The following is a 20,685-nucleotide window of genomic DNA, read 5'->3' as shown; positions in this document are numbered from 1 at the left end:
GAGCCATGGAAGCCGCATCGGCGGAGACCGGGCGTGCGGCGGTCGCCGAGCGACTACTCACGTCCTCACTGCGGACCAGCTACGACCCCACAGTCGAAATCGACTGGGACGCCCCGCACACCCCCGGCGCCTACTGGCTCCCGCCGCAGCGCAGCAGCCTCTACGGCACGCCACTGTGGGAGCAGCTCAGCGAGGAGCAGCGCGTCGAGCTCACCAAGCACGAGGTGGCCAGCGCGGCCAGCGCCGGGCTGTGGTTCGAGACGATCCTCATGCAGATGCTGATCCGGGAGTACTACCGCGCCGACCCGACCAGTCGGCAGGCCCAGTACGCGTTGACCGAGGTCGCCGACGAGTGCCGGCACTCCATCATGTTCGGCCGGCTGATCGAGGCGATGGGTTGTCCGGTCTACCGCGCGAGCACTGTGGACCACCACCTCGGGCGCTTCCTCAAGGCCACCGCCAGCGGCCCCCGGATGTACGCCGCGATCCTCATCGCGGAGGAGATCCTCGACGCGTTCCAGCGCGAGATCATGGCGGACGAGTCGCTCCAGCCGCTCATCCGGATGGTCTCCCGCATCCACGTGGTGGAGGAGGCGCGACACGTCCGGTTCGCCCGTGAGGAACTGGCCGCCGCCGTCGAGGCCACCGGCCCGGTGGGCATGGCGTACGCGCGGCTGTTGGTTGGTCGCGCCGCCTACACGATCGCCAACCGCCTGGTCCATCCCGACGCGTACGCGGCGGTGGGCATCCCACCGGCGGTCGGTCGTGCCGCTGCCCGCGCCAACCCGCACTGGCGTGCCACCCTGCGCTGGTCGGCGGAGCGGGTGCACGCCAACCTGGCGGGCGTCGGCCTGGTGGCCGGGCCGGGGCGTCTGCTGTGGGCGCGGGCCGGGCTGATCTGACCTGTCGTCGCTCGTGGAACGGCATGGGGGCGCCGTCTCCGGCCGGCCCCCACGCCGCCCGGTGGGCTCACTCGCTGCGGGCGAAGCCACCCTTCGGCGCGATGATCTCAAGGTTCGTGCCGTCGGGATCGTTGAAGTACGCGACCTCGGTGCCGACCGCAGCCGGCGGGTTCACCTCGCCGGCAGCGAAGGTGTACGGCTGACCGAGGAACTCGAACCCGGCCTCGCTCATCCGGTCGAAGACCGAGCGCACGTCGTCCACGTGGAAGCACAGGTGCATCGAACCGGGGCGGTTGGCCGCCACCTGGGCGATGTCACCGACCGGCTCCTGGAACTGGATCAGATCGATCCCGAGGTTGTCGAGGTTGAAGGTGGCGTACCGCAGCTTCGTCGTCGGCAGCCCCTGCGACTGCGCGAAGCCGGCCCCGTGCATGCTCTCGTCCCGTACGACCGGTTCCTTGCCGAGCAGGGCCTGGTAGAACGCGACCGAGCGGTCCAGGTCACTCACCGCGATCCCGACGTGCGCTGCCGACCTGAGGCCGATGGACACGTTCGCGAGGTTCGGGAATGCCACTTTGACTCTCCTTACCAGCGTTCTTCGTCGCCTGTCGTGTTGCTGATCTTCACGTCGTACCCCCCGTGAGACCGGTTCATGCGACGGCGCCGTCAGGCCCGTTCGACCCGCGCCTGCTGGTGGTCGGTCAGCCGGAGCCCCACCCCTCGAACGACGTCGATGGTGGTCCCGGTGCCGAGGTCGTGCAGCTTGCGGCGCAGCCGCTTCACGAGTGACTGCACGTCCGCCTTGCGTTCGCGCCCCTCGTCACCCCAGACCGACCGGTGCAACTCCGCGTAGCTCCAGACCCGGGCCGGCTCGGTGATCAGGCAGGTCAACAGGTCGTGTTCCAGGCGGGTGAGATCGATTTCGCGATCACCGCAGCGGGCGCTGGAGCGGGACGAGTCGATCACCAGGGCGGCGACCGGCGGCGGCTCGGACGCGGCGGCGGCCACCTGCTGCGGGGCGGCGATCAGCCGGCGTAGCTCGTCGAGGTCGGCCACCAGCAGCAGTGGCGCGATGCCGTCGAGGCGCTCCGCGAGCCGGATGCGCTCGGCCGGCGACGAGGTCACCGCGATCAGCAGCGGGAACGGCTCGTCGGCCGGATCACCCCTGTTCAACGTTGCCTCGTCGTCCTCGGCCACAGCACCGCCCGGGATCGATGGGCATCCCTGCCCAACTCTCGTCATGGTCCTGACAATGATTGGCAAGCGCGCCGCCAGCAGGGCAACTCTTAGCGACAAGTTGCTCACGGCAAGTTCTTGATCGTCCTTTCTTCTCGATCATAGTGTCCACTCGGGCAACCGGCGTGACCCGCGCGGTGCATGGGGGAGGTCCACCATGGCCCATTTTCACCCTGGGTCGTTCTGAGGGAGGCAGCACCGATGTTCAGACGTCCACAATGGCGGCGCGCAGCCAGATCACTGGTGAGCGCCGGGGCGGCGACGATCCTCGCCGCGACATGCTTGGCCACCATGGGCTCGGGCGCGCAGGCCGCGCCGGGCGGCGGGATGGGGGCGGGCGCCCCGACCGGCGACAAGATCCGACCGGAGCTCGCCAGGCAGCTCCAGGCCAAGAGTGAAGGGGACTTCTGGATCCGGTTCAAGGACCGGGCGGACCTCAGCAAGGCCAGCGCCATCAAGGACTGGTCGAAGCGTGGCACCGCTGTTGCGGACGCTCTGCGCAAGACCGCCGCGGCGAGCCAGGGCAAGATTCGGGCCGACCTCGACAGTTCGGGCGCGAAGTACCAGACCTTCTGGGCCACCAACGCGATCAAGGTGAGCAGCGGCTCGCTCGCGATGGCGCAGAGGTTCGCCGGCCACTCGGAGGTCGAGGGCCTCTACGCCCCGGTTGCCTACAAGGTGCCCGAGACCACCAAGGGCACCGACGAGAAGACCGTGAACGCCCTCGAGTGGGGCGTTGCCAACATCAACGCCGACGACGTCTGGTCCCAGTACGGCGTCAAGGGCGAGGGCATCACCATCGCGAGCATTGACAGCGGTGTCCAGTTCGACCACCCGGCGCTGGTGAACTCCTACCGCGGCAACAACGGCGACGGGACGTTCGACCACAACTACAACTGGTTCGACGCCGCCGGCACCTGCGCGACCGCCCCCTGCGACGACGACGGCCACGGTACGCACACGATGGGCACCATGGCCGGCTCCGACGGCGCGAACCAGATCGGTGTCGCCCCCGGGGTCAGGTGGATCTCGGCGAACGGTTGCTGCCCCAGCGACGCCGCTCTGATCGAATCCGGTCAGTGGATGCTCGAACCGCTGGACCTCAACGGCCAGAACGCGGACGCGAGCAAGCGACCGAACGTCATCAACAACTCGTGGGGCACCCGGGACCCGTCCAACGAGCCCTTCATGGAGGACGTGACCAACGCCTGGACCGCGTCCGGGATCTTCGGTGTCTGGTCCAACGGCAACAGCGGACCGGCATGCCAGACCAGCGGCTCGCCGGGCAGCCTCGCCAGCAACTACTCGACCGGCGCGTACGACGTCAACAACAACATCGCCGGCTTCTCCGCCCGGGGCACCGGGCAGAACGGCGAGATCAAGCCCAACATCTCGGCCCCCGGCGTGAACGTCCGGTCGAGCATTCCCGGCAACTCCTACGGCAGCATCAGCGGCACCTCGATGGCCGCGCCGCACCTCGCGGGCGCGATCGCGCTGCTGTACTCGGCGGCCCCGTCGCTCATCGGTGACGTCGACGCGACCCGTGCGCTGCTCAACGGCGCGGCCGTCGACAAGGCCGACGACCAGTGCGGTGGCACCGCGGCCGACAACAACGTCTACGGAGAGGGCCGGCTCGACGCACTCGCGTTGCTCAACGCCGCTCCGACCGGCGACATCGGCACCCTGGCCGGCACGGTCACCGACGCGGCCACCGGAGCCCCGATCGCCGGCGCGACCCTCACCCTCACCGGCCCGAGCGCCCGCGAGCTGACCACCGGCGCGGACGGCAAGTTCTCGACCCAGCTGCCCACCGGTGACTACCAGGTCGCCGTGGCGGCCTTCGGCTACGCCAGCACCACGAAGCCGGCGACGGTCACCAAGGGCGCGACCACGACGCTCACCGTCGCGTTGACGCCGGTGCCGAGTGTCAACGTCACCGGCGCGGTCACCGACGGCTCCGGCCACGGGTGGCCGTTGTACGCGAAGGTGACCGTCACGGGCGTGTCCGGCGTCTACGACTACACCACCCCGTCGAACGGCCGTTACAGCATCTCGCTGCCGGCCGGGCAGACGTACACCCTGAAGTACGAGTCGCAGTACCCGGGCTACCAGACCGTCACCAAGGAGGTCGTGGTTGGTTCCGGCAACGTCACCGCCAACGTCGCCGTTCCTGTGGACACCACCACCTGCACCACCGCCCCCGGATACACGTTCGGCTCGGACGGTGAGTACGAGACCTTCGACGGCACGACCACGCCGGCCGGCTGGACCGTCGTGGACAACGCGGGCAGCGGTCAGGTCTGGAAGTTCACCGACGACGGCGACCGGGGCAACCTGACCGGCGGCACCGGCAACTTCGCGATGATCGACAGCGACGCGTACGGCGCGGGTAGCAGCCAGGACACCTCGCTGGTCAGCCCGGTGGTCGACCTGACCGGTGTGACGGCCCCGGTCGTCCGCTTCAACCAGGACTTCAACCAGCTGGCCGACGACACCGCCGACGTCGATCTGAGCATCGACGGTGGCACCACCTGGACCAACCTGCTCCGGCAGGAGACCGACGTCCGGGGACCGAAGGTGACCGAGATCCCGATCCCGCAGGCGGCCGGCCAGGCGCAGGTGCAGGTGCGGTTCCGCTACTACGACGCCTCGTACGAGTGGTGGTGGGAGGTCGACAACGTGCTGATCGGCAGCCAGGTCACCTGCGTGCCGGTCGACGGCGGTCTGGTCGTCGGTAACGTCCGCGACAAGAACGACAACAGCTACGTCAACGGCGCTACCGTCACCAGCAAGGACCGGCCCGCCGAGAAGGCCGTCACCGTGGCGACCCCGGACGACCCGGGGCTGGCCGACGGCTTCTACTGGATCTACTCGACGGTGACCGGCACGCACCCGTTCACCGCCAGCGCCGGCAACTACGTCAGCCAGACCAAGCAGGTCGACGTCGAGGCCGACTGGGCGACCGTGGCGAACTTCCAGCTCGCGGCCGGTCGGCTGTCGGTGACCCCGACGCAGTTGAGCGCGACGCTCCAGATGCCCAACGGCAAGGCCAGCAAGACGTTCACGGTGACCAACACCGGCGGCGCGCCGGTCGAGGTGAAGTTCAGCGAGCGGGACAACGGGTTCGAACTCCTCCGCGCGGACGGGTCCACTGTCACCAGGCAACAGGTGCTCGGGGCCAGCGGCGCGCCGGAGCAGCGGCTCAACGCCCCGACGTCGTTCGCCGCCAAGGCGTCCGGCAAGTTCGCCAAGGCCGCCGTCGCCGGGGTCGGCCCGCACGCGGCACCGTGGACCGACATCGCCAACTACCCGTCCGCGATCATGGACAACCGGGTGGTGCACCTGGACGGCAAGGTGTACTCGCTCGGTGGTGGCGACGGTAGCGCCTCCACCGCGAAGGCCTACGCCTACGACCCGGCCGCCCAGGCCTGGACGGCGATCGCCGACCTTCCGGGTGCCCGCAACGCCCTGACCGTGGGTGTCGCGGACGGGAAGATCATCGCTACCGGTGGCTGGGGCGACGCCGGCCCGGACTCCGCCACCTGGTCGTACGACCCGGGGGCCAACACCTGGACGGAGCTGGCCGACAACCCGGCGCCACGGGCCGCGGCCGGTCAGGCCGTCGTCGACGGCAAGCTGTACGCCGTCGGTGGCTGCACCACCGCGGAGTGCCTGCCGATGTCGAACAGCGTCGTCCGGTACGACCCGGCCGGGAACACGTGGGAGACGATGGCCAACTACCCGAAGTCGGTGGCCTTCGCCTCCTGCGGCGGGATCGACGGCATCCTCTACTGCACCGGCGGCAACGACGGTTCCGCCTCGCAGAAGTCCAGCTACGCCTTCGACCCGGGTGCCAACACCTGGACGGCGATCGCCGACGCGCCGGCCGACAACTGGGCCAGCTCGTACGCCGTCGCCAACGGCAAGCTGCTCGTCGTCGGTGGCTCGCAGGGTGGGGCCATCAGCAACGCCGGCTTCGCCTTCGACCCGGCCGTCGGCTCGTGGTCCAACCTGCCGAACGCCAACACGGCCCGCTACCGCGGTGGTGCGGCGTGCGGCTTCTACAAGGTCGGTGGTTCGTCCGGCAGCTTCAACGCGGCCGCCAACAGTGAGGTGCTCCCGGGCTTCGAGGGGTGCGCCGAGTCGGCGGCCGACGTCAGCTGGATGACCATCGACAAGTCGTCGGCCACCCTCGCGCCGGGCGCGAAGGTCACTGTCACCGTCGGAATGACGGCGAACGTGGACCAGCCGGGCACCTACTCCGGCTCGGTCGGGATCTCGGAGAACACCCCGTACTCGGTGGCGCCGGTCGCGGTGACCATGACCGCGAACCCCCCGAAGACCTGGGGCAAGCTCATGGGTACGGTCACCGGCACCAGCTGCCAGGGTGCGACCTCGCCGCTCACCGGCGCGGTCGTCCAGGTCGACTCGTGGGCGGCGTCGTACACCTTCGCCACCGATGCCGAGGGCAGGTACGCCTACTGGATGGACCGCCGCAACAACCCGCTCACCATGATCGTCGCCAAGGACGGCTGGAAGCCCCAGACCCGTCAGACGAAGATCGTCACCGCCGCTCCGACGGTGGAGAACTTCGGGTTGGCGCCCATCAAGTGCTGACGTCTGAGCGGTAGCGCACACCTCCGGCCCGCCTGGTCACCGACCAGGCGGGCCGGACCGTGTCCGGAGGGTCGTCGCGGGACGACACCGTTCGCCCGCCGTCGGCAAACTGATTGGTCCTCGCGCGCTGAAGTGCGAAGATCCGCCGATGTCCCACAACACACGGCAGCGTCGGCTGGCCGCCCAGCGCGCCTGCGACCGAATCCTGTCCGGCAGCCGGCCCGCGACCATGCGGGAGCGGCTCGTCGACCTGGCCGCGGGCGGCGACCTGGATGGCCAGCCCGACTTCTACGGCGACGGCCCGGTCACCACGCTGGAGGAACGCGTGGCGGAGCTGTTGGGCACCGAGGCCGCCGTCTTCTTCCCGACCGGCACGATGGCACAGCAGGTCGCGCTGCGCTACGGCGCCGAGCACAGCGGACACCCGACTGTGGCTCTGCACCCGCTCGGCCACCTGGAGGTGCACGAACGGCATGCCTACGCCAACCTGAGCGGGCTGCGCAGCACCTGGCCGACCACCGAACCCCGAAACCCCACCGCCGCCGAGATCAGCGCGCTCGCCGACCCCGTGAGCAGCGTCGTCATCGAACTCCCGCTGCGCGACGCCGGCTTCGTCCTCCCCACCTGGGACGAACTCGCCGCCGCGTCCGCCGCCGCGCACTCCATCGGCGCCCGCCTCCACCTCGACGGTGCCCGACTGTGGGAATCCACCCCCTATCTGGCGCACACCCTCAGCGAGATCGCCGATCTCGCCGACAGCACCTACGTCTCGTTCTACAAGACGATCGGCGGTCTCAGCGGCGCGGCGCTCGCGGGCACCGAGCAGCTCGCCTCCTACGCCCGCGTCTGGCGGCACCGCTACGGCGGTCAGGTGTTCCAGCAGTGGCCGGCCGCGCTGAGCGCGCTCGCCGGTCTCGAACGGGAGTTGCCCCGCATCCCCGAGTACGTGCGACACGCACGGACCGTCGCCACGGCGCTCACCGCCCTGCCCGGCGCGTTGGTGTACCCGCAGCCCCCGCACACCCAGAGATTCCGCCTGTTCCTGCCGCATCCGGCGCAGGCGCTCGATGACGCCGCACTGGCGCTCGCGGAGGACGAGAAGGTGTGGTTCGCCGCCGGCTGGCAGGAGACGGACGTGCCCGGCCTGGCGATGACCGAGATCACCGTCGCCGATCCTGCTCTCGACTTGACCACCGAGGACGTCACCGAGATCGGAGCACGCTTCCTCAGCCGCGTCCAGGACCGCTGACCCTCCCGCCGGTGAACGAGGGGCCCGCACGCCGCCGACGTCCTAGATCGGGGCGAGGCGGAAGCCGACCCCGCGTACCGAGTGGATCGTCGTCGCGGCGTTGAGTCGCGCGAGCTTGCCGCGCACCCGGCGGACCACCGAGTGCATGTCGGAGTTGCGGCCGAGGTGCCGGTTGCCCCAGACCTCGAGGTGCAGACGCTCGTAGGTCCAGATCTGCCCGGGCGCGTGCACCAGGCAGAGCAGGACGTCGTGCTCCAACCGGGTCAGGTCGATCTCCTGGTCGCGCCACCGCAGCACCCGGCGGTCGGAGTCGACGGCCAGATCCGGTGGCGGCGGCTGCGGGCTCGGCGCCACCTCGGCGAGCACGGCGACGGCCTGCGGGGCCGCGACCGGAGGTGCCTCGATCACCCCGAGGAACTCCCGGGCCTGGTCGACGTTCGAAACGATCAGAAAGGCGTCACTGCCGCCGAGCAGCCGAGCCAGGTGCCGGCGCTCGGCCGGCGAGGACGCGATGCCGATGACCAGGCTGGCGACTGGAATTTCCTGCATTCCCCAACCCCTTCCGGTTCCCCAACTCACTCCGGATGGATTTCCTGCACCGTCGACCAGACATCGATCAGCGTCCTGACCCTAGTGGTGGCTGATCTCGGCTGGGTAAAACATCGTTGCATGCAGGCATGTGAATCCCGCTGCCTCGTCCGGGCCCACCCGGCCCTACCGCCGACGATCCGCTTTCCGGAAGCGCCGGGGGCGGTTGTGACAGAACCAAGACAATTCGAGTACGGCGTACGGACCTGCCGGGGCGAGCATGGTCGGCATGTCCATCGGATCGTCGTACCCCGTCGGGCGGTCGACGCCCGGTCCGCAGCCGGCGCGACCGCTGCCGCACGCCCACGCGGCGGCGCCTCTCGGTCTCCGGCTGCTCGCGGTGGCGCTGTGCTGTCTGCTCGCCCTGACCCTCACCGCCACCGTCTTCGTGCGGACGTACCCCGGTCAGTGGCTGGACGGAGTGCTCCTGCCGAGGGCGGAGCGGGGCGGGGGGTACGAGCAGCAGACCGTCCTGGTGGGTCCGGCCAGGACCGTGCTGGCCACGTTCGGCAGCCCGACACTGCTCGCTGCCCTGCTCGGCGCGATGCTGCTGGTGGGTGTGCTCCGCCGCCGGCTGGTGGCGGGCATCGTCGGCGTGGGCATGGTCCTCTGCTCGGTGGTGGTGGCCGGTGCGGTGAAGTCGGCGTTGCCCCGCCCGGACCTGCAGATCGAGAGTTCGACAACCCACAACAGTTTCCCCAGCGGCCACGTCGCGGCGGCGACGACACTGCTGCTGGCGTTCATGCTGGTCCTGCCCGGGTGGGCCCGACGCTGGCTCGTGGTGCCGGGCGCGGCAGGTGTCTCGGTGATCGCGGCGGCCACGATGGTCGCGGGGTGGCACCGGTTCAGTGACGCGCTCGGCGGCGTACTGCTGGGTGTGGCGCTGTTCTGCCTGGCCGCGGCCTCGCTGGCCGGTTGGCGTGGCGACCACGACAGGGTCGGCGGGCCCGACGGCGGCGGTCTGTGGCGCCGGTTGACCGAGACGGCGCTCGCGCTGGTCGCGCTTGTCTGGACACTGGTGGTCGTCGTGCCAGGCCTGGCGGCGTCGGTGCCGCGCGGGGCGCTCGTCGCCATCGTGGCGGCCGGCGCGTCCACGATGTTCCTGGTGGGTTCAGTGGTGTTCCTGGTGCGTTCGGCCGATTTCGCGGCCCCGCTCTCCGCGTGCCGTGGCGGACCACCGCAACCGGTGGTCGAACCCCAAAAGATCTCATGATGGGATACTTGACGACATGTCCCAGGTCCTGCTGATCGAAGACCACCAGACGGTGCGCGACGGGCTTCAGCTGGCGCTCACGCGACAGGGCCACACGGTGCACGCCGTGGGGACGGGGGAGCAGGGCCTGGAGCGGCTGCGCACCACCTCGGCCGACGTCGTCGTCCTCGATCTCATGCTGCCCGGCATGGACGGCTTCGAGGTCTGCCGCCGGATCCGGCAGCTCGGCGATCTGCCGATCATCATGCTGACCGCCCGCAACGACGACATGGACGTGGTGGCGGGCCTGGAGGCCGGCGCCGACGACTACGTGGTCAAGCCCGTGCAGGCCCGGGTGCTGGAGGCACGCATCCGCGCGGTGCTCCGGCGGACCGGTGGCGAGTCGCGGCGTGCCGGTGGCGAGCGGGCCGGCGTGGAACAGCACGGCGCGCTGACCATCGACCGGGCCGCGCTGGTGGTCAGCAGGGACGGGGCGCCGGTCAGCCTCGCCCCGACGGAGCTGCGCCTGCTCCTGGAGCTCTCACACACCCCAGGTCAGGTGCTCAGCCGCCAGCAACTGCTGGAGGCGGTGTGGGAACACGGCTATCTCGGTGACTCGCGGCTCGTGGACGCCTGCGTCCAGCGGGTACGCGCCAAGATCGAGGCCGACTCGTCGGCACCGGTCTTCATCCAGACCGTGCGCGGCTTCGGATACCGGTTCGGGCCGCTGTGACACCGTGGCGCTGGGTCGGCGCCCGGGTTTCGGGCCTGCGGGTCCGGCTGCTCCTGGCGTTCGCGTTGCTGGGCGTGACCACGACGGCGGTCGTGGCCAGCGGCAGCTACTTCCAGGCTCGGACCGTCATTCTCCAACAGGCGCAGGACGCCGCGGTGATGTCGCTGACCGACCAGATCACCAAGGTCTACCCGATAGCCCAGCTTCCGCCGACCCAGGGCGATCTGGACCTGTTGGCCCAGCGTCTCTCCGATCGGGAGGGCTTCGCGGTGGTCGTCTACCGGGACATGCGGTCGCGGGGCGGCTCCGATTTCGCCGACCCGCTCACCCCCGAGCTGCGGCAGGAGGTCGGCGACGGCAGGATCGCCTGGCAACGTGTCTCGCTCGACGGGCAGCCCTGGCTGCTCATCGGCACCCAGCTGGAGCTCGACCGGCCCGACGGCACGTCCCGGGCCTCCGGGCTGGAGGTCTACTCCGTGCGCAACCTCGCGCCCGAGCAGCAGAGCATCGACCGTCTCGCCAACCGGGCGTGGATGACCGGCGGCCTGTCCCTGATCCTCGCCGTCCTGCTGGCCCTGCTGTCCGCCCGCGGCGTGCTGCGACCCGTCCGCGACCTCGGCCGGGCGGCGCGCCGCCTCGGTGAGGGCGACCTGAGCACCCGGCTGACGGTTCGGGGCGCCGACGAGCTGGCGGACGTGGCGCGGACCTTCAACGACACCGCGGGCACGCTGGAGCGGCAGGTCGGTGAGCTGCGGCGGATGGAGTCCGACGCCCGCCGCTTCGTGGCCGACGTCTCGCACGAGCTCCGTACGCCGTTGGCCGCGATGACGGCGGTCACCGACGTGCTGGACGAGGAGGCGGACCACCTGCCCGGGGACGCGGGGCGGGCCGCCCGGCTGGTCAGCCAGGAGACGCAGAACCTCACCCAGCTGGTCAACGACCTCATCGAGGTCAGCAGGTTCGACTCCGGCACCGCTCGGCTCGCCCTGGACGACGTGGACGTGGCCGCGGCGGTGACCGCGACCCTGCGGATCCGGGGCTGGCTGGACCGGGTGCGCACCGAGCTGCCACCCGGAGTGGTGGCTCGAATCGACCCCCGTCGGCTCGACGTCATCGTCGCCAACCTGGTCGGCAACGCCTTCCGGCACGGTGCCGAGCCGGTGTCCGTACGCCTGGACGCCGACAGGGACTGGATCACGATCGAGGTGACCGACGAGGGGCCGGGGCTGGACCCGGAGGTGCTGCCGCACGTCTTCGACCGCTTCTACAAGGCCGACACCGCGCGGACCCGCTCCGAGGGAAGCGGCCTCGGCCTCGCCATCTCCTGGGAGAACGCCCGCCTGCACCGCCACGGCGAGCGGCGGGGGAGTCTCGTCGCGGCCAACGGCCCCGGCGGAGGCGCGGTGTTCACGCTTCGCCTGCCCCGGGACACGGCGGACACCGGAGGTGCCCGGTGAACGGCCGGCGGACGGGCCGCGCGCTGCTCGCCGGTGGACTGCTGCTCGCGCTGCTCACGCCTGGTTGTGGGGTACGGCCCAGCGAGGTCATCAGGGGTCGCCCGGCGGTCAGCGGCCCGGCACAGGGCACGGGGCTCTACCTGCTCGCGCGGGGCGAACTCGTGCTCGTCCTGCGCCCGGTGAAGGTGGACTCGTCGCCCGCCGACACGCTCGCCCTGCTCGCCGCCGGTCCGGACGAGAACGAGCGGCGCCAGGGTTTCACCAGCGACGTTCCGGCCGGGCTCGACCCGGTCACTGTGACGTCGGGGGCCGATCCGGCCGGTGGTCTCACAGTCCGCACGACCACCGCCGTGCGGACGTTGTCGGCCGACGCGGCCGACCAGATCATCTGCACTGTCGTCGACGCCGCCCAGCAGGACGGTTTCGCTGACAGCTCCGCGCCGGTCACCATCGTCGGGTCCGACGGCGCCCGACCGCCCCGGCCGTGCCCGATCAGGTGAGCGGGCACGGCCACCGCCTCAGACCAGGTTGGCCGCTCGTGGCCGGGGCAACCCACTGTGGCTGGTCCGGTCCCGGTCGACCAGCGCGCCGGAGATCAGGATGTCGATCAGGGCGGCGAACCCGATGCCGGCCTTCTGCCAGATCTGTGGGAACTGCGACGCGGCGGTGAAACCGGGGAACGTGTTGACCTCGTTCACGATGGGCTCCGGTGACCCCTCGGCGGGCAGGAAGAAGTCGACCCGCAGCAGGCCGCGACAGTCGAGGGCCTGGAAGGTGCGGATCGCGCGGTCCTGGAGCACCTCGGTGGTGGCCGCGTCGAGCGGGGCGGGGATCTGGAAGACCGCCCCACCGTCGTACTTCGCGTCGTAGTCGAAGAAGCCGGCACCGGTCACCCGGATCTCCAGCGGTGGGCCGGCCTGCACCCGGCCGTCCGGGTGTTGGAGGACCGCCACGTCGATCTCCCGCCCCCGGGCTCCCTGCTCGACGAGCACCTTCGGGTCGACCTGTCGGGCCAGCTCCAGAGCGGCGGGAACTCCCGCCCAGTCGTCCACCTTGACGACGCCCAGGCTGGACCCGGCCCGAGCCGGCTTGACGAAGACCGGTAGGTCCAGTCGTCGCCGGTCGTCGGGCGACAGCTCATCGCCCGGCCGCAGTGTCACTCCCGGGCTGACCCGCAGGCCCTCCGCGGCGAGGAGCCGCTTGGTGACACCCTTGTCCATTCCGGCGGCACTGGCGAAGACACCGTTGCCGACATACGGCACGCCGAGCCATTCCAGCAGCGACGCCACTGTGCCGTCCTCGCCGTACGGGCCGTGCAGGGCCGGGAACACCACATCCTGGGCGCGCAGGACACGCAGCGCCGCAGGCAGTGGCGTCGGGCGTCCCCCGACATGCCACCCGCCGTCGCGGTCGATGAGCACCTCGGTGACCTGGTACCGCTTCCGGTCCAGGTTGGCGAGGATGCTGGCCGCCGAGCGGCAGGACACGTCGTGCTCGCCGCTCTGCCCGCCGTACAGCACTGCCAGTCGGATCGTCATGAGGTCCGTGCCCTTCCGTGGAGGTGGTCGCGGGCCACCCGGGCCCCGATGCCGGTCAAGATCTCGTGCGGGTTGGTGCCCGCCCAGCGGGCCCACTCGACGACCGTCGGTGGGCTCTGGTCACCCTCGGCGGGACCGAACACCACGACCGGGTCGCCGATCGCCACGGGAAGGTCCCCGACGTCGACCACGCACTGGTCCATGGCGATGCGCCCGACGATCGGGCACCGCCGGCCGCCGAGCCACACCTCGGCGCGGCCTCCGGCGGCCCGGGGCAGCCCGTCGGCGTAACCGAGCGGCAGCAGTGCCAGCGTGGTCGGCGCCCCGGTCACGTGTTCCGGCCCGTAGGAGACGCCCGTGCCCGCGGGCACCCGTTTGACGTTGATCACGCTCGTGCGCAGGGTCATCGCGGCGTGCAGGCCGAACTCGCCCGGGCCGGTGGCGCCGAACGGGTCGACTCCGTACAACGCGATCCCGATCCGGCAGAGGTCGAAGCGGGTCCGGGGCGCCGACAGCGCGGCCGCCGAGTTGGCCAGGTGGACGAGATCGGGGTCGAGACCGGCCGACCGCGCGATCCGCAGGGCCTCCTCGAAGGTGGCCACCTGTCGGCTCAACTCGGGAGCGCCGGGCAGGTCCGCGTCGACGAGGTGGGACCACACGCCGCGCACCCGGATCCCGCCCTCCCGTTCGTACTTGCGGGCCCAGGCGACCAACTCGGGCCAGTCGTCCCCGGCGGCTCCGTTGCGGGACAGGCCGGTGTCCGCCTTGAGCTGCACCATCGCTGGCACGCCGAGCAGGTGGACCGCGTCGGCGACGGCGTGCAGGTGCGTCGTCGTCGACACACCGACGTCGACACCACTCTTGATCAAGGTACCGAAGTCGTCGTTCGGCCCGTGCAGCCAGCTCAACGTGGGTGCTGTCACACCCGCGTCGCGCAGGGCCAGCGCCTCGGTCACCGAGGTCACCCCCAGCCAGGTGGCGCCGGCGCGGAGCGCGGCACGGGCCACCCGCACCGCGCCGTGACCGAACCCGTCCGCCTTCACCACCGCCATCAGGCTGGTGCCGGTGACCGACGTGATGGCCCGCACGTTGCTGGCGACCGCGTCCAGGTCGACCAGCGCCTCGGCCAGGGCGCTCATCCGGCCGCCTCCACCCGTCGCGGCCCGGGGAGCGCGAACAGCCACCCCGCGCGAAGTGCCAGGAGCCCGCGGTGGACGGCCAGGCTCAGGCCGATCACCAGACCGGTCAGCAGAATCGGATATCCGAGCACGAGCAGGCCCTGAGCGGACCCGCCCAGGCCGGAAACCGGTACGAGCAACAGCCGGTGCAGTACGGCCAGAACCGGCATATGGACGACGTAGATCGGCAGGGTGATGCGGCCGAGCCTGGCCAGCGGTCTGCTGATGGCCGACCAGTGAGCCAGTCGGGCGGCGGCGGTCACACCGAAGGCGACCGCCACCACCGAGACGGCAATCCATACGCCGAACCACTGCTGGGCGCCGGCCACCGCCATCGCGGCGAGCGCGAGGACATAGGCGCCGGAGGTCAGCGCGAGCCGACGCCGGCTGGCGGTGGCGGCCCACTGCTGGATCTGCGGCCGCAGGTACAGGCCGGCCAGGAAGAAGACCAGGTTCTGGTAGAGACCGGCGCGGTTGCCCGGGGTGTCGAGCAGGCCGGCGGCGGCGACGGCGGACAGCAGGGCGGCGGGTACGAGCACCAGCGCCCGGGGCGCCCGGCGGGTCACCTTGGCGATCGTGAAGTACACCGCCAGGGCGTACAGGTACCAGAGGTTGGACGGCGTGATGGTGAGCTGCTCCAGCAGGCCGAGGGCGGAGGTGGCGCGGTCGGTCGGCAGCTGCGGGGCGGCGGCGAGGATGGCGGTGTGGATCAGCAGCCAGACGGCGTACAGGTAGAGGAACCCGGCGATCCGGCTGCGGGCGACGACCCGCCAGGGCCGCTGGGCGGCGTTCGCCGCGAAGACGCCGGAGATGGTGAAGAACAACGGCATCCGCAGCGGCAGGAACTGCTCACCCAACGTGCCCCACAGGCCCGGCACCGGTACGCCGATGTGCCAGTCGATCTGCAGGTAGTCCTTGACGACGACGTGCCACAGGACGACGAGAATGATGCAGGCACCCTTCGCGGCGTCGGCCCACTCCGCCCGCTGTGACAGTCCCGCGGCGGGTGCGATCCCGATCCGTTGCCGGTGGCGGAACCGGACGCGCGTCGTGTCGGGCACCGTGTCGGCGGGCCTGGGATTGGTGGGAGACAGCTGTTGGATCACCCATCAGAAGCTGCCAGCCGGATATCCGCAGGTGATCCACGAATTGTCATGAACCGGTAATGGACGTCGCGCGGGGCGGGCCGGCGGGGTCCCCGAGCCGCATACCGGTGACGCCGAGGAGCACTAGGCTCGTTGCGGAGGTGCCGAACATGAAGCTCGGGCTGCACTACTGGAACTACTCCACCCCGGCCGACCCGGCCGCGATCGCACCCACCCTGGCGGAGGCGGCGACCACCGCCGAGCAGGCCGGTGTCGCGTCGTTCACTGTGATGGACCACTTCTTCCAGATGGACGCGGTGTTCGCGGCCGAGGAGCCGATGCTGGAGGCGTACACCACGCTGGGCTACGTCGCGGCGAAGACGCAGAGGATGACGCTGGGTGTGCTGGTCACCGGTGTGATGTACCGCTACCCGGGGTTGCTCGCCAAGACCGTGTCGACCCTCGACGTGCTGTCCGGCGGCCGGGCCCGCCTCGGTATCGGCGCGTCCTGGTACGAGCGGGAGCAGCTCGGGCTGGGCGTGCCGGTCGTTCCGGTGGCCGAGCGGTTCGAGCGGCTTGAGGAGACGCTGCGCATCTGCCTGCAGATGTGGAGTGCCGACGACGGCCCGTTCAACGGACAGCACTACCAGCTCGCCGAGACCATCAACTCACCGCAGCCGTTGAGCCGACCGCACCCGCCCATCATGATCGGTGGCGGCGGCGAGAAGAAGACCCTCCTGCTGGTGGCCCGGTACGCCGACGCCTGCAACCTGTTCGGTCGCGGCGGCACCGACGACGTCGCGCGCAAACTGGATGTCCTGCGCGGGCACTGCGCCACCGAGGGCCGCGACTACGACACCATCGAGAAGACGGTGGTCGCCGACCGGTCGCCACTGGACGACACCGACGGGTTCCTGGCCGAGGTGTCCGCCTACGCCGCGCTCGGGGTCACCGAGGTGCAGGTCACGCCGGATCGGCACCCGGTGGAGTTCGCCCAGCGGCTCGGCGACGAGGTGCTGCCACGGTTGGCCGACATCGGCTGATCCCGCTGCGCGAAATTCGGTGGTCGTGGGGCTGTCCACGGTCTACCGTGGCCCGCCGTGCTCACCAACGAACAGATCGTCGGACAGGCCCTGGATCGGATCGAGGCAGGGTACGTCTTTCCTGCGAAGGTCGTGGACATCGACGCCGCGATCCGGCGCCGTCTCGCGGCGGGCGAGTACGACGGCTTGGCCGGGCCGACGCTCTGCGAGACGGTGACCGCTCACCTTCAAGAGGCGTGCCCGGACAAGCATCTGCGGTTGCTGTGGTCCGACCAGCCGCAGTCGCTGGATCCAGCGGACGAGGACGGAGGACGGGCCGCCTTCCTCGCGCTGCTCCGGGCGGAGAACCAGGGCATCCGCCGGGTCGAGCACCTGGACGGGAACGTCGGGCTCATCGACGTGCGGCGCATCGCGTACGCCAACGAAGGCGCCGAGGCGATCGGCGCGGCCATGCGACTGGTCGCCCTCAGCTCCGCGCTCATCCTGGACCTGCGCGCATGCGCCGGCGGAGCACCCGAGGGAGCCGCGATGTGGTGCAGCTACTTCTTCCCCGACGATCAGGTGCACCTCAACGACTTCTACGAGCGGTCCACCGACGCCACCCGCCAGTTCTGGACGACCGCGCACCTTCCCGCGCCGCGCTACACGGACCGCCCGGTCTACGTGCTCACCAGCGCGATCACGTTCTCCGGGGGCGAGGACGTGGCGTACACGCTGCAGGCGCACGGCCGGAGCGTCGTCGTCGGTGAGACGACACGTGGCGGTGCGCATCCGACGGCCCGCCACGCGGTCACCGAACACATCCTCGTGACCGTGCCGACCGCCCGGACCATCAACAGCGTCACCGGCACCAACTGGGAAGGCGTCGGAGTGGTCCCCGATGTGCAGGTCCCGGCGGACCAGGCACTCGACACGGCACTCACTGCCATCTCGGGCGCGTAGGCGCGGCTGCGTCCGTCACGCGGTCGGCTCACCGAGCCTTTCCAAGTCCTTACTCGGAAAGGCCCAGTGGAGGATCAGCAGGGGGTCAGCTGCCAGGTCACCTTCGTCACGTTGACCGGTATATACAGGTCGCCCCCGGTCCCGCCGGCAGGAGCGCAGTTTTTGAAGGGAATCGACGAGCCGAAAGTGAACCCGGATATTACGGCGTCGCGGCCGGTGCCGTTGTAGAAGTTGAATCCCTGGATGCTGCCGGTCCACTCGCTGTTGGTCGTCAGAGACGGCGTCTCCACGGGACCCTGCGGCGGGTGATTCCAGTTGGGCCAGATGCAGAGCATGCCCTGCGGGCAGTTCCCGGACCCCCAGCCCTGTATCGACACTCCGGGTGCTGCCGCCGAGGCGGTGGGGGCGGCGGCCAGCACGCCTGCGACGGACGCGGCGATGGCGATGGCGATGGATTTCAACAGCACGGTTCACCTGCTTTAGATAGATGCTTGTAGATGCAAATTTAAACTACCGGCGGAAAATTGACACGTCAAGCACCTGAAACGACGTAGTCCGGCGGGTCAATCGGAAGCTGGCGTCCACCTGTGTCTGATGACGATTGAGGTAGTTTCAGGGTGGTATCTGTCGGATGGCACCACGGCCTGCCAGCATCCGACCACCCCCGACGGTGGAGCCGACCGTGCTTTCACCCAGGGTCGGAGTCGTTACGGGGCTCTCCGCAGATGGTCCCAGTTGTTGCAGACGCAGAATGGTCCCCCAGATAAAGGTCGCCCGGGCTGCCGAAAATTGTTCGCGCGGCGTGCCAGGTAGCCTCTCCGGGTGCCGCAGATCCCACCGCTTCTTGTTACCGATCGGTATGACGTCGTGGAGCTCCTTGGCCAGGGCGGAATGGGTCGAGTGTGGAAAGCCCGCGACCGGATGCTGCAACGGGACGTCGCCATCAAGGAGATCGTTCCGCCGCCCAATCTGACCACTGAGGCGCGACAGGAATTGCGGGTTCGGTCACTCCGGGAGGCCCGGGTGATCGCCCAGCTCGACCACGTCAACGTCGTCCGGGTCTTCGATGTGCTGTTGAGCGCCGACGGTGACCCGCAGATCGTGATGGAGTACGTGCCGTCCCGTTCCCTGCACGACGCCATCACCACCGACGGCCCGATCCCGCCGGTGCGGGCGGCCGCCATCGGGCTGGCCGTGCTCGGTGCGCTGCGCGCCGCCCACCGCGCCGGGATCATGCATCGCGACGTCAAACCGGCCAACATCCTCGTCGGCGCGGATGGCCGGGTCGTGCTCACCGACTTCGGCCTGGCCACCGCCGTCGAGGACGTGAACCTGACGCTCAGCGGTGTGGTGCTCGGCTCGCCCGCGTACGTCTCGCCCGAGCGGGCCATGAGCGGCACCGTGGGCCCGGAGGGGGACTTCTGGTCGCTCGGCGCGACCCTCTACGCCGCGGTCGAGGGTCAGTCGCCGTACGCCCGGCCGTCGAGTCTGATGAGCCTCACCGCGCTGGTCACCGAACCACCACCGACGGCGCGACACGCGGGACCGCTCGCACCGGTGCTGACCGGCCTGCTGCGCAAGGACCCGGCCGAGCGGATGGACGCCGACACCGCCGAGCGGTTGCTGCGCGCGGCGCTCGACGGGGCAGCACAGCCCATCACGGTGACCTGGCGTCCAGCGCCCACCGCGCCCCCGTCAGCGGCGGCAACCGTGCCGCAGGCGAGGGCGGTGCCGCACCCGATCGGCGCTCACGGCGTACCCCCAGCACCGGCCGGTGTCGCGGCGGAGGGTGACCGGCCGGGGCCGGCCCGCCGACGACGGACCTGGCTCCTCGGTGGCCTCGCGGCCCTGGTCGCGCTCGGCCTGGTGATCGGGATTCCGCTGGTCGGACGCCGCCAGCCGCGCGTGCCCGGCAGCGGAGCCGAGCTGGTGGACGCCGCCGCGCCGGGTGCGCCGTCGACGAATGGCAGCACGCCGACCACCGTGACCCTCCCGCCGATTTCGTGGTCTCTCTACCGGGACGGCACCGGGTTCGCCGTGCCGGCGCCACGCGACTGGCGGGTCGTCCGGCACGGCCAGCAGGTCGAGTTCCGCGAGCCGAACGGTGAACGGACGCTGGTCGTCAGCCAGACCGACTCGCCGCCCACCGACCCGGCGGTCGAGCTGGGCCGCCCGGCCGTCGGCGAGCGGTACCGCGACTATCGCCGGGTCGAACTGCACGCCGTCAACTACCAGCTCAAGGCTGCCGAACTGGAGTGGGTCTACACCAGCGACGCGGGCACGGCGATGCACGCGCGCCAGCGCACCTTCACGACGGCGAAACGGAAGGGCTACAGCATCGCCTGGTTGACGCCCGAGGCCACCTGGGCGGCCGGGGTGGAGGCGTTCCGGGAGGTCACCGCGGGCTTCCGGCCGGGGTCGGCACCGGGCGACGCCACGCCGTCGGCCAGGCCCGACCTCAGCGTGTCGCCGACGCCGAGCGCACCTGCGGCCCGGTCGGGCCACCGGCTCGTCGGGGTGGCGAGCAACAGGTGCCTGGACATCGCGGCGCCGGACTCACCGGATCCGGTCCGGCTCCAGCTCGCGGACTGCCGGGACGACCGGGCCCGCAACCAGCTCTGGACGATGAAGCCGGACGGGAGTGTGCAGCTGGGCGGGCGCTGCCTGGACGTGCTCGGAGCGTCCAGCGACGCCGGAGCGGCAATCCAGCTCACCACCTGCAACACGACACCGGCCCAGCGGTTCACCCTGGACGGGGACCAGCACCTGGTCAACGTCCACAGCGGGATGTGCCTGGGTGCGGTCGGCCAGAGCACCGCGAGCGGGGCGCTGATCGAGCAGCGGAGCTGTGGCGCCGGCACGGACCACCTGCGGTGGATCCGGAGATGACAGCCTGAGCACGGGCGAGGGCTGTCCTCCCGTACT

17 protein-coding genes are annotated in these 20,685 nt (G+C 70.6%); 10 read left to right on the top strand and 7 right to left on the bottom strand.

Going from position 1 to position 20,685, the window contains the following annotated elements:
• Window positions 1-5: 5 nt before the first annotated feature.
• On the top strand, window positions 6-902 hold the full coding sequence (locus CLT68_RS24670) for an AurF N-oxygenase family protein (protein ID WP_099854437.1): 897 nt from the start codon (window positions 6-8) through the stop codon (window positions 900-902).
• A 67-nt stretch (window positions 903-969) separates the two neighbouring features.
• Here CLT68_RS24670 and CLT68_RS24665 read toward each other — a convergent pair whose 3' ends face one another.
• On the bottom strand, window positions 970-1,476 hold the full coding sequence (locus tag CLT68_RS24665) for a VOC family protein (RefSeq protein WP_158240922.1): 507 nt from the start codon (window positions 1,474-1,476) through the stop codon (window positions 970-972).
• Window positions 1,477-1,568: 92 nt separating this feature from the next.
• Window positions 1,569-2,144 (bottom strand): winged helix-turn-helix domain-containing protein, encoded by a 576-nt coding sequence (locus CLT68_RS24660; RefSeq protein WP_099854433.1) that lies wholly within the window; start codon window positions 2,142-2,144, stop codon window positions 1,569-1,571.
• Window positions 2,145-2,429: 285 nt separating this feature from the next.
• Between CLT68_RS24660 and CLT68_RS24655 the strand changes: the two genes are divergently transcribed.
• A complete protein-coding gene (locus CLT68_RS24655; RefSeq protein WP_486482301.1) occupies window positions 2,430-6,755 on the top strand; it encodes a S8 family serine peptidase in 4,326 nt (1,441 codons plus the stop codon).
• A 148-nt stretch (window positions 6,756-6,903) separates the two neighbouring features.
• Window positions 6,904-8,004, top strand: a complete 1,101-nt coding sequence (locus CLT68_RS24650; protein WP_099854430.1) for a beta-eliminating lyase-related protein — start codon at window positions 6,904-6,906, stop codon at window positions 8,002-8,004.
• Between the two features lie 42 nt (window positions 8,005-8,046).
• On the opposite strand, the gene CLT68_RS24645 is transcribed toward CLT68_RS24650, so the two are convergent.
• Entirely contained in the window at window positions 8,047-8,553 is a 507-nt protein-coding gene (locus CLT68_RS24645; RefSeq protein ID WP_099854415.1) for a winged helix-turn-helix domain-containing protein, read from the bottom strand.
• A 268-nt stretch (window positions 8,554-8,821) separates the two neighbouring features.
• Between CLT68_RS24645 and CLT68_RS24640 the strand changes: the two genes are divergently transcribed.
• The 4 genes from CLT68_RS24640 to CLT68_RS24625 are packed head-to-tail and all read left to right on the top strand — an operon-like array spanning window position 8,822 to window position 12,474.
• Entirely contained in the window at window positions 8,822-9,805 is a 984-nt protein-coding gene (locus CLT68_RS24640; RefSeq protein ID WP_158240921.1) for a phosphatase PAP2 family protein, read from the top strand.
• A 16-nt stretch (window positions 9,806-9,821) separates the two neighbouring features.
• Entirely contained in the window at window positions 9,822-10,517 is a 696-nt protein-coding gene (locus tag CLT68_RS24635) for a response regulator transcription factor (RefSeq protein WP_099854411.1), read from the top strand.
• Window positions 10,514-11,974, top strand: coding sequence for a sensor histidine kinase (locus CLT68_RS24630; protein ID WP_099854409.1), 1,461 nt, complete (start codon window positions 10,514-10,516; stop codon window positions 11,972-11,974). Before CLT68_RS24635 ends, CLT68_RS24630 begins: the two co-directional genes overlap by 4 nt.
• Window positions 11,971-12,474: a hypothetical protein gene (locus CLT68_RS24625; protein WP_486482300.1), complete on the top strand. Its 504-nt coding sequence runs from the start codon at window positions 11,971-11,973 to the stop codon at window positions 12,472-12,474. Before CLT68_RS24630 ends, CLT68_RS24625 begins: the two co-directional genes overlap by 4 nt.
• A gap of 18 nt (window positions 12,475-12,492) precedes the next feature.
• Here the strand turns inward: CLT68_RS24625 and CLT68_RS24620 are convergent, their stop codons facing one another.
• The 3 genes from CLT68_RS24620 to CLT68_RS24610 are packed head-to-tail and all read right to left on the bottom strand — an operon-like array spanning window position 12,493 to window position 15,796.
• On the bottom strand, window positions 12,493-13,512 hold the full coding sequence (locus tag CLT68_RS24620; protein ID WP_099854407.1) for a D-alanine--D-alanine ligase family protein: 1,020 nt from the start codon (window positions 13,510-13,512) through the stop codon (window positions 12,493-12,495).
• Window positions 13,509-14,651, bottom strand: coding sequence for an alanine racemase (gene alr, locus CLT68_RS24615; RefSeq protein WP_099854405.1), 1,143 nt, complete (start codon window positions 14,649-14,651; stop codon window positions 13,509-13,511). Before alr ends, CLT68_RS24620 begins: the two co-directional genes overlap by 4 nt.
• A complete protein-coding gene (locus tag CLT68_RS24610; RefSeq protein WP_099854403.1) occupies window positions 14,648-15,796 on the bottom strand; it encodes an acyltransferase family protein in 1,149 nt (382 codons plus the stop codon). Before CLT68_RS24610 ends, alr begins: the two co-directional genes overlap by 4 nt.
• A gap of 149 nt (window positions 15,797-15,945) precedes the next feature.
• On the opposite strand from CLT68_RS24610, the gene CLT68_RS24605 reads away from it, so the two are divergent.
• Window positions 15,946-16,818 carry an LLM class F420-dependent oxidoreductase gene (locus CLT68_RS24605; protein ID WP_088948646.1) on the top strand — a complete coding sequence of 291 codons (873 nt, stop codon included), beginning with the start codon at window positions 15,946-15,948 and terminating at the stop codon, window positions 16,816-16,818.
• Window positions 16,819-16,875: 57 nt separating this feature from the next.
• Entirely contained in the window at window positions 16,876-17,760 is an 885-nt protein-coding gene (locus CLT68_RS24600; RefSeq protein ID WP_099854401.1) for a S41 family peptidase, read from the top strand.
• Window positions 17,761-17,834: 74 nt separating this feature from the next.
• Here CLT68_RS24600 and CLT68_RS24595 read toward each other — a convergent pair whose 3' ends face one another.
• A complete protein-coding gene (locus CLT68_RS24595) occupies window positions 17,835-18,227 on the bottom strand; it encodes a hypothetical protein (RefSeq protein WP_099854399.1) in 393 nt (130 codons plus the stop codon).
• 400 nt (window positions 18,228-18,627) lie between these two features.
• Between CLT68_RS24595 and CLT68_RS24590 the strand changes: the two genes are divergently transcribed.
• Window positions 18,628-20,649, top strand: coding sequence for a serine/threonine protein kinase (locus CLT68_RS24590; RefSeq protein ID WP_486482299.1), 2,022 nt, complete (start codon window positions 18,628-18,630; stop codon window positions 20,647-20,649).
• Window positions 20,650-20,685: the final 36 nt, after the last annotated feature.

This window comes from Micromonospora sp. CNZ299 (assembly GCF_002754415.1).
The sequence above is the reverse complement of the archived record's forward strand: the minus strand, read 5'-3'. Positions and strand labels throughout refer to the sequence as shown.